Source organism: Bradyrhizobium sp. BRP22 (genome assembly GCF_020194175.1).
Taxonomy (GTDB): domain Bacteria; phylum Pseudomonadota; class Alphaproteobacteria; order Rhizobiales; family Xanthobacteraceae; genus Bradyrhizobium.
On record NZ_JADYVX010000011.1, the window covers coordinates 191730 to 201082 of the forward strand.

The 9353-nt window shown below is 64.1% G+C and carries 9 protein-coding genes, 1 tRNA gene and 1 pseudogene; 6 read left to right on the forward strand and 5 right to left on the reverse strand.

Annotation, left to right across the window (positions count from 1 at the left end):
• Nucleotides 1-180 precede the first annotated feature (180 nt).
• The 3 genes and pseudogenes from I6F35_RS17165 to I6F35_RS17175 all read left to right on the forward strand — a co-directional run bounded on the left by I6F35_RS17165 (nucleotide 181) and on the right by I6F35_RS17175 (nucleotide 4476).
• Complete coding sequence (locus I6F35_RS17165; protein WP_225118862.1) at nucleotides 181-942, forward strand: Crp/Fnr family transcriptional regulator; 762 nt, start codon at nucleotides 181-183, stop codon at nucleotides 940-942.
• Nucleotides 943-1234: 292 nt separating this feature from the next.
• On the forward strand, nucleotides 1235-3061 hold the full coding sequence (gene typA, locus I6F35_RS17170; RefSeq protein ID WP_225118863.1) for a translational GTPase TypA: 1827 nt from the start codon (nucleotides 1235-1237) through the stop codon (nucleotides 3059-3061).
• A gap of 168 nt (nucleotides 3062-3229) precedes the next feature.
• Nucleotides 3230-4476: pseudogene (locus I6F35_RS17175) on the forward strand (NAD(P)/FAD-dependent oxidoreductase).
• Between the two features lie 41 nt (nucleotides 4477-4517).
• On the opposite strand, the gene I6F35_RS17180 reads toward I6F35_RS17175, so the two are convergent.
• A complete protein-coding gene (locus I6F35_RS17180) occupies nucleotides 4518-4925 on the reverse strand; it encodes a thiol-disulfide oxidoreductase DCC family protein (protein WP_225118864.1) in 408 nt (135 codons plus the stop codon).
• A gap of 43 nt (nucleotides 4926-4968) precedes the next feature.
• Nucleotides 4969-5868: a prolyl oligopeptidase family serine peptidase gene (locus I6F35_RS17185; protein WP_225118865.1), complete on the reverse strand. Its 900-nt coding sequence runs from the start codon at nucleotides 5866-5868 to the stop codon at nucleotides 4969-4971.
• A gap of 273 nt (nucleotides 5869-6141) precedes the next feature.
• On the opposite strand from I6F35_RS17185, the gene I6F35_RS17190 reads away from it, so the two are divergent.
• Both I6F35_RS17190 and ppa read left to right on the forward strand, forming a co-directional pair.
• Nucleotides 6142-6651 carry a GNAT family N-acetyltransferase gene (locus I6F35_RS17190; protein WP_225118866.1) on the forward strand — a complete coding sequence of 170 codons (510 nt, stop codon included), beginning with the start codon at nucleotides 6142-6144 and terminating at the stop codon, nucleotides 6649-6651.
• A gap of 168 nt (nucleotides 6652-6819) precedes the next feature.
• Complete coding sequence (ppa, locus tag I6F35_RS17195; RefSeq protein ID WP_225118867.1) at nucleotides 6820-7347, forward strand: inorganic diphosphatase; 528 nt, start codon at nucleotides 6820-6822, stop codon at nucleotides 7345-7347.
• A gap of 103 nt (nucleotides 7348-7450) precedes the next feature.
• On the opposite strand, the gene I6F35_RS17200 is transcribed toward ppa, so the two are convergent.
• From I6F35_RS17200 to I6F35_RS17210, 3 genes are read right to left on the reverse strand one after another with little or no spacing between them, the layout of a single operon-like run.
• Nucleotides 7451-8335, reverse strand: coding sequence for a bifunctional methylenetetrahydrofolate dehydrogenase/methenyltetrahydrofolate cyclohydrolase (locus I6F35_RS17200; RefSeq protein ID WP_225118868.1), 885 nt, complete (start codon nucleotides 8333-8335; stop codon nucleotides 7451-7453).
• A gap of 1 nt (nucleotide 8336) precedes the next feature.
• The gene (locus I6F35_RS17205) at nucleotides 8337-8666 is read right to left on the reverse strand and encodes a DUF167 domain-containing protein (RefSeq protein ID WP_225118869.1); all 330 of its coding nucleotides are present in this window, start codon (nucleotides 8664-8666) and stop codon (nucleotides 8337-8339) included.
• Nucleotides 8667-8692: 26 nt separating this feature from the next.
• Entirely contained in the window at nucleotides 8693-8983 is a 291-nt protein-coding gene (locus I6F35_RS17210) for a YggT family protein (protein WP_225118870.1), read from the reverse strand.
• Nucleotides 8984-9162: 179 nt separating this feature from the next.
• Between I6F35_RS17210 and I6F35_RS17215 the strand changes: the two genes are divergently transcribed.
• A tRNA-Ala gene (locus tag I6F35_RS17215) sits at nucleotides 9163-9238 on the forward strand.
• The last annotated feature ends 115 nt before the right edge of the window (nucleotides 9239-9353 follow it).

The following is a 9353-nucleotide window of genomic DNA, read 5'->3' on the forward strand; positions in this document are numbered from 1 at the left end:
TGGAGGATTGATCTGGTCGCCGGCGATAGCCGGCCATCGGCACGCTGCCGGCGCCTCGCCCGAGCACACCGGCGGTTCCCACACCGAAACCACCACGTCGCAGTTCCGGCGTCTGTTCACTTGTGAACATAAAACGAGGAACGGGTTGATTATCGTCGCCGTTGATGAGGGGGAGACCCGATGCTTCAACAACGCGGCCTGCTGGCCGGGGCCGACCGGCCCTTCAACAATCTGTTGCGCCGTCTGAGCGACGCCGATTATGGGCTGATCGCCCTGCATCTTGCGCGCACCGAGGCCAACGCCAACGATCTGCTCTACAGCCCCGGGGACGATGTCGAGACCGTGTATTTTCCCTGCGGCCCGGCGCTCGCTTCCTATCTCGTGACCAACGAGGATGGTCGCAATGTCGAGACCATTCTGGTCGGCCGCGAGGGCGCGGTCGGCGGCATCGTCAGCCAGGGATATCTTCCCGCCTACACCCGCATCATCGTCAAGTTCGGCGGCCCCTTCGTGCGACTGCAAGTCAGCAGGCTGGAAGCGGCCAAGGTGAAATCGCCCTCGATCCGCAACATCTTCGCGCGCTATGCCGACTGCATGCTGGCGCAGATCTTCCAGTCGACCGCCTGCAACGCGATCCATTCGATCGAGCAGCGCACCGCCAAATGGATCATCTCCGCAATGGAGCGCACCAATGGCGACGGCGCCGTGCCGCTTACGCACGAGCAGCTCGCCACCCTGCTCGGCGTCGGCCGCAGCTATGCCAGCCGCGTGATCCAGTCCTTCAAGGCGGAGCGCGTGCTGGAGACGCGTCGCGGATCGATCCTGGTCCGCAACCTCGACGGCCTGCGCCTGCGCGCCTGCATGTGCAACGAGGCGGTCAAGAACCATTTTGAGGAGGTGCTGCGCGGGGTTTATCCGAGCGAGGAAAAGGAGGTTGGATAAACCGGATTCCCAAGGATTGGCGGCGCCGGAAAGGTGCTGCGGGGCCCGAAAAACGACCGACACCCGGCAAACAACGCATTGTTTTTTGGCGGTTTCTGACTATATTGCGCCGCAAACGCGTGAAGTTGCCCGGTCCCCTTTGGCCGGGCTTGCTTTTTGAGGCGAACCGCGCCCCGCGAGATTTCAAAGGCTTGAGTGTGATCCGGACCCGGAGGGGCCCTAGTTGCCAAAGATCGATCCCGGCTTCCCGGCGAGATCGCTCAAGACCTGTGCATGACCGAAAAGCAGAGCCATGAATCTTCGTAACGTCGCCATCATCGCCCACGTCGACCACGGCAAGACCACCCTGGTCGATCGCCTGCTGCAGCAATCCGGCACGTTCCGCGAGAACCAGAAGGTCGCCGAACGCGCCATGGACTCCAACGACCTGGAGCGCGAGCGCGGCATCACCATCCTGGCCAAGGCCGCCTCGGTGCAGTGGAAGGACATCCGCATCAACATCGTCGACACCCCCGGCCACGCCGATTTCGGCGGCGAGGTCGAGCGCATCCTCAACATGGTCGACGGCGCGCTGGTGCTGGTGGACGCCGCCGAAGGTCCGTTGCCGCAGACCAAGTTCGTGGTCTCCAAGGCGCTCAAGGTCGGCCTCAAGCCGATCGTCGTCATCAACAAGGTCGACCGTCCCGACGCGCGGCCGACCGAGGTGATCAACGAGGTGTTCGACCTGTTCGCCGCGCTCGATGCCAGCGAGGAGCAGCTCGACTTCCCGATCCTGTACGGCTCGGCCAAGCAGGGCTGGATGGCCGACAGCCCTGAGGGGCCGAAGGAAGCCGGCATGCAGCCGCTGTTCGACCTGATCGTGCGTCATGTCGCGCCGCCCAAGGTCGAAGAAGGGCCGTTCCGCATGATCGGCACGATCCTCGAAGCCAACCCGTATCTCGGCCGCATCATCACCGGTCGCATCTCCTCCGGCATCCTCAAGCCGAACCAGCAGGTGAAGGTTCTGAATGCGGAAGGCAAACTGATCGAGCAGGGACGGGTGACAAAGATCCTGGCGTTCCGCGGGCTCGAGCGCACGCCGCTCGATGAAGCCGAAGCGGGCGACATCGTCGCCATTGCCGGCCTGACCAAGGGCACCGTCGCCGACACCTTCTGCGATCCCATTGTCGAGACGCCATTGCCGGCGCAGCCGATCGATCCGCCGACGGTGTCGATGTCCTTCATCGTCAACAACTCGCCGCTGGCCGGCACCGAGGGCGACAAGGTGACGAGCCGCATGATCCGCGATCGCCTGATGCGCGAGGCCGAAGGCAACGTGGCGCTGCGCGTCACCGAAGCTGCCGACAAGGACTCCATGGAAGTCTCCGGCCGCGGCGAATTGCAGCTCGCGATCCTGATCGAAACCATGCGCCGCGAAGGTTTTGAACTCTCGGTCTCGCGTCCGCGCGTCGTGTTCAAGAAGGACGAGGCCACCGGCCAGGCGCTGGAGCCGATCGAGGAAGTCGTGATCGACGTCGACGAGGAGCATTCCGGCGTCGTCGTGCAGAAGATGAGCGAGCGCAAGGCCGAGATGATCGAGATGCGCCCGTCCGGCGGCAACCGGCTCCGGCTGGTGTTCTACGCCCCGACCCGCGGCCTGATCGGCTATCAGGGCGAATTGCTCACCGACACCCGCGGCACTGCGATCATGAACCGCCTGTTCCACGGCTATGCGCCCTACAAGGGCGAGATCCAGGGCCGCCGTAACGGCGTGTTGATCTCCAATGACCAGGGCGAGGCCGTCGCCTATGCCATGTTCAAGCTGGAGGATCGCGGCCCGATGATGATCGAGCCGGGCTGGAAGGTCTACAAGGGCATGATCGTCGGCGAGCACACCCGCGACAACGATCTCGAGATCAATGTGCTGAAGGGCAAGCAGCTCACCAACATCCGCACCACGTCCAAGGACGAAGCGGTGCGCCTGACTCCTCCGATCCGGATGACGCTGGAAAAGGCGCTGGCCTATATCGAGGACGACGAACTCGTCGAAGTGACGCCGAAATCGATCCGGCTGCGCAAGAAGCATCTCGATCCGAACGATCGCAAGCGCGCCGAAAAGGCCAAGGAAGCAGTAGCGTAAACCCACCTTTCTCGTCATGCCTCGCGCATGCGGGGCATCCAGTACCCGGCAATCTATCGGATAAGACGCTATCGTCTCTGGAATATTCGATCACCCGCGTTCGCGGGTGATGACGGCCATGTTCGTGGCGGCTTCAGGCACGCGCTTGAACGTGCTAGAGCCGTGCCTATGACCTCGCTCCCCTCCTCAGTTGACGTCGCCATCATTGGTGCAGGTGCGGCCGGCCTCGGCGCTGCGAATGCGTTGAAGGAGTCCGGTCTCTCGGTCATCGTGCTGGAAGCGCGCGATCGTGTCGGCGGGCGGGCTTACACGATCCAAGCCGCGCCCGATATCCTGTTCGATGTCGGCTGCGGCTGGCTGCATTCGGCGGACAAGAACAGTTTCGTCGCCATCGCCGAGCAACTGAATTTCGTGATCGACAAGGCGCTCCCGCCCTGGCGCGAGCGCGCATTTCGCGAGACATTCCCGCAGGCGGACCGCGACGATTTCTTCCGTTCGCTCGACGAATTCTACGAGCGCGCCTGGGAGGCCTCGCAAAAAGGTGAGGACGCACCTGCCAACCGCTATCTCGAGCCGGGCAATCGCTGGAATCCGATGATCGATGCGATCTCGACCTATGTGAATGGCTGCGAGCTCGACCAGGTCTCGATCCTCGACATGGAGGCCTACGAGGACACCAACATCAATTGGCGGGTGCGGCGCGGCTATGGCGCGCTGGTCGCCGCCTATGGCGCTTCATGTCCCGTCGCGCCGAACTGCAATGTCACGCTGATCGACCATTCCGGAAAACGCCTGCGTCTTGAAACCTCGCTGGGCACGCTTGCGGCCGACCGCGTGATTGTGACCGCGCCGACCAATTTGATCGCAGATGAAGCGATCCGCTTTTCGCCGGCGCTGCCGGCAAAGGTCGATGCCGCGCGGGACTGCCGCTCGGCGTCGACGACAAGGTGACGCTGGCGCTCGCGGATGCGGAGGCCTTTCCGAAGGATGGGAATCTGCGTGGCGCCACCATGCGCACCGACATGGGCACCTATCACATCCGTCCGTTCGGCCAGCCCTGCATCGAAGGCTTTTTCGGCGGCCGATTTGCAAGAGAGCTGGAAGATGCCGGCGACGGCGCCTTTGCCGCGCACAGCATCGATGAAATCGCAGGCTTCCTCGGCAACGACATCCGGCGCAAGCTGAAGCCGCTCATGGAATCCCGCTGGGCGCACGATCCGTTCGCCCGCGGCGCCTATTCGCACGCGCTCCCCGGCCACGCCGGAAAGCGCGCCGTGCTCGCCGCGCCCGTTGACAGACGGCTGTTCTTCGCCGGCGAAGCGACCTCGCCGAACTTCTTCTCCACCGCGCATGGCGCGCGGGACAGCGGCGCGCGCGCGGCGAAGGAAGTGCTGGCTTTGCTGGCGAAGCGATAACGCTTTCCGCTCATCGCGCACGGCGGCCACGATTGAAAGCCTCACTCCAACACACGCGCGCGTGTCTCGGCATCCGGCACAAAGCAGGTCTCGTATTTGCCGAAGATGCGGTAGCGGTTGCGGGCAACGAGATTGTAGACGGCGTCGCGCAGCGGCTTCGGCACCGCGAACAGTGCTCGCGTCCAGCGCCAGCCCGGCAGATGGCTCAGCACCGTCAGCGCGGCGTCCGATTTGAAATAGGCGACGCCGCCGTGCACGACTGCGTTGGTGTCGGGGTCGGCGGGATCGATGCCGAACGCTTGCGCCCGCCGTGTGCCATAGTCCGATTGGACCGCCGTGAAGCGAAAACGGCGATCGGTGTCGCGCGCGACGACGAAGCGGACCCAGCGCGAGCAGAAGATGCACACGCCGTCGTAAAGAATCACGTCATCGTCGGGCCAAGGTTTCATCTGTTTCTACCTGACGCATTCTTGCGCGACGACAAAGCGAGCATCATCGTTTTCTTGTCGCGGCAGGACGCGGCGCGCTCAGCACGCGATCAAGTTCTGCCGCAGCGAGCTTAACGCCATTCTCGCTTTCAGCCAGCCAGTGGCCCTCGCCGCCATAGGCCGGTAGCACATGAAAATCCACCCGTCCGCCGGCTTTGCGAAAAGCATCGGCAAGCCGGCGCGACAGCTCTGGCGGAAAATAACTGTCATTGGCGGCGACCAACCATGTCACCGGCACCTTGGCATGTCGGCCGAACTCGGCCGCGGAAGCCAGCAGGGTATGCGGCGCGCAGACCTGATTCGGAGAATCATTGGCGCGGCCGCCGCGCCCCGGCGCCAAGGCAATGATCGCTGACACGCCCTCCGGCTTCTCGGCAGCGAGCGCCAGCGCACCCCAACCGCCAGCGGAATGGCCGACGATGACGGTATGATCTTTCAGAATGAAGGGCTGGCCGCGCAGATAATCGAGCGCGCGCCGGATCTGCCCGGCGGTGGCCCGAGCCGAGCGTGAATAATCCGCGTCGTCGCAGCCGCCCTGGTCCTCAAGGTATGTGCCGCCGGTCGCGCCGTGGCCGAGCCGTTCCGGCACCAGGACGGCCAAGCCGCGTGCGACCAGGAAGCCCGCCAGTGCACGGTATTCCGGCTGCGGCATCTGCGCCCGACGCAGCACATTCTGCGTCGTGGCGTGCGCGATCAAGGCAAGCGGAAATGGCCCGGCGCCCGGCGGGCGAAACAGCAAGGCGTGTGCCGGCCACGCGGGATCGGGCGATGGCACCAGCCATTGCTGCCGCCGATCCGGCTCGCTCTCTTCGCCCTGGGCCCCCAGGACCGATTGCGCCCGCGCGGCCCCAAAGCCGAGCGCCGCGGCAACGATCAGCGCGACGATCACTTTAGGTGAATGCATCGTTGGCCTGACACCATGCTGGGCAAGAGAGGATTTGCGAAAAAGACTGTCTCGCGAATCAACCGCGGCGCAGTTTTTTCGCGACACGCCTGCTGACCATATGTCATCGGCGTGACACCAGCCCGCCTCCCGCATCACCGACTGACCGATTGAACTAACCTGCTGTCCTCTTTCGGTACAAGTCGTTCGAAAACTGATGCAAAAAGTCCACAGGTTAACCGATAATTAACGATAGAGCTTGAAGGCGGCGCGCCGACTTGCTTTGATTGGATCATGAGCACAACCCTGATAGAGGTCCGGCCGGCCAAGGTTGCGGATGCAGCCGCGGTGGCGGCTACGCATGACGAAGCCTGGCGTTCAGCCTATCAGGGCATCATTCCCGGCGCCGAACTGGAAAAACTGATCAACCGGCGTGGCCCGTACTGGTGGGACAGTGCCATCCGCAAGGGCAGCCGAGTCAGCGTGCTGGTGTTCGGCGACAAGATCGCAGGCTACGCCAATTACGGTCGTAACCGTGCCCGCAGCCTGCACTTCGAAGGCGAGATCTACGAGCTCTATCTCCGGCCGGAATTCCAGGGCCTCGGCTTCGGCCGCCGCCTGTTCAACGCCGCCCGCCGCGACCTCGCGCAGAGCGGGCTGAAGAGCATGGTGGTCTGGGCGCTGTCGGACAACGATCCGGCCACGGAGTTCTATCGCGCGCTCGGCGGCCGCATGGTGGCGCGCTCTTCGGAACGGTTCGGGCCGAAATCGCTCGACAAGGTGGCTTTCGCCTGGACCAACTGAGGCCGGGATGCCCCCGGGGCCGGCGCTACGGTCGCGCGTCAACCAATAGCCCAAAAATCCATCATTTCTCCTCGAAAGTTAGATGGATGGGCGGGCTCAGCCCGCGTATGACAGCAGCAATCACTGTTCCTGCCCGGCGCGCCTGCCCCGGCAATCACGGAGTTCTCTATGCGTATTGATGCGGTATCGATCGGAGTGAATCCGCCGCATGACGTCAACGTCATCATCGAAGTGCCGGTCGGCGGCGAGCCGATCAAATATGAAATGGACAAGCAAGCCGGCACGCTGGTGGTCGACCGCTTCCTCTATACGCCGATGCGCTACCCCGGCAATTACGGCTTTATCCCGCACACGTTGTCGGACGATGGCGACCCCTGCGACGTCCTGATCGTCAACACCCGCGCCATCGTGCCGGGCGCGGTGATGAGCGTGCGGCCAGTCGGCGTGCTCCTGATGGAGGACGAAGCCGGCGGCGACGAGAAGATCCTCGCGGTGCCCTCCTCCAAGCTCACGCAGCGCTACGACAAGGTGAAGACCTACAGCGACCTGCCCCAGATCACGCTGGACCAGATCCAGCACTTCTTCGAGCACTACAAGGATCTCGAGAAGAACAAATGGGTGAAAGTGCTGCGCTGGGGCGATGCCGATGAAGCGCGCCGGCTGATCACCGAAGCGATCGCGCGGGCGAAGAAATAGCGCCCTGTAGCCCGGGTGAAGCGCAGAGCAACCCGGGGTCCGCTCTCAGCGTTGATGCAGGGGCCCCGGGTTGCGCTGCGCTCCACCCGGGCTACGTACGGTCTTAAACTCCGGGCGCCGGCAATCCGGCGATGGCGCAGGCTGCGCGCAGCGTGTTCACCAGGAGACAGGCGACCGTCATCTGGCCGACGCCACCAGGCACCGGCGTGATCGCGCCGGCGATATCGAGTGCCTCCTGATAGGCGACATCGCCGACCAGCCGCGGCTTGCCGCCCTCTACCGGAATGCGGTTGATGCCGACATCGATCACGGTCGCGCCCGGCTTGACCCAGTCGCCACGCACCATCTCGGGCCGGCCGACCGCGGCATAGAGCAGGTCGGCACCTCGGGCGAGCTTCGGCAGGTCGCGGGAGCGCGAATGCGCGATTGTCACCGTCGCGTTCTCGTTCAACAGCAACTGCACCAGCGGACGGCCGACCAGATTGGAGCGGCCGATCACCAGCGCATTCATGCCTTCGAGCGAGGCATGCACGCTCTTGGTCAGGATGATGCAGCCGAGCGGCGTGCAGGGCGACAGCGCGGCGAAGCCGCCGGCGAGCCGCCCGGCATTGTTCGGGTGCAGGCCATCGACGTCCTTGGCCGGATCGATGGCGTTGATGATGGTCTCGGTGTGAATGGATTTCGGCAGCGGCAGTTGAACCAGGATGCCGTGCACCGCCGGATCGCGGTTGAGCTCGGCGATAAGCGCCAGGAGATCAGCCTGCGCGACGTCGGCCGGCAGCTTGTGCTCGAACGAGGCCATGCCGGCAGCCTGCGTCTGAGTGTGCTTGCTGCGGACATAGACTTCGCTCGCGGGATCATTGCCGACCAGCACCACCGCCAGCCCCGGCACGAGTCCGTGCTCGCGCTTGACGCGGGCCACCTCCCCCGCGACGCGGGTGCGGAGATCGGCTGCAATGGCTTTTCCATCGATGATGTGAGCCGTCATCTCAATCCTTCGCTTTGCATGCGGTCAGTTGGCGCAACGCATCGCCGAGCCGTCGTGGATCGCCCTCGATCGCAACCTGCTTGAGCCGCGACGTGGCGCCCGAGAGGATCTTCACCCGGCCCTTCGGCACGCCCAGCGCCTTGGCGAGCAGTTCCGTCACCGCCCGGTTGGCCTCGCCGCCATCGGCAATGGCGCGGACGCGGACCTTCACCACGCTGCGGCCGTCGGACAGCGTCTCGATGCCGTCGATGTCATCGCGGCCGCCGCGCGGCGTCACGCGGAGGGCAACGCTGATGCCATCAGTTGCGTAGCGCCAAGGGACGTCCGCCACGGTTCGGTCACCGTTCGAAGGGGCGCTCAGATCACGTTGGGATACACGTAGTACATGATCACCCGCTCGATGAACATGATGAGCAGAATCACGATGATCGGCGAGATATCGAGCCCGCCCAGGTTCGGCATGATGTTCCGGATCGGCGCCAGCACCGGTTCCGTGATGCGGTACAGGAACTCGGCCACCGCGGAGACGAACTGGTTGCGCGTGTTCACGACATTGAACGCGACCAGCCAGGACAGGATCGCGGCGGCGATCAGAAGCCAGACATAGAGGTCAAGGATGATGATGACGATGTCGAGGACGGCGCGCATGTGGTGGGAGCTCGCGGGTGGGACAGGGAGCTAGATATCGGTTCGCCCTCGCACAAACAAGGGAACTTCCCGGCCGATCGCGCCAAAACCGGGCGTTTACTGTCCTTGACTTGCGGTTGGGCCGGACGGTAAATGGCGCCGATTGCCGGCCGAATTGCTCAGCACGGACCGGTCTGGACGGGGCCATAGCTCAGCTGGGAGAGCGCATCGTTCGCAATGATGAGGTCGGCGGTTCGATCCCGCCTGGCTCCACCAGCCTTCGCTCGCTTCGCGAGCTACGGCTCGGCAAGCCCTCTCGTAGCGAAGGCTGCCGCGTCGTAGCCCAACGGGCGAAGACGGGCTTTCTCCACAAACTAAGTCTGCCCACCAA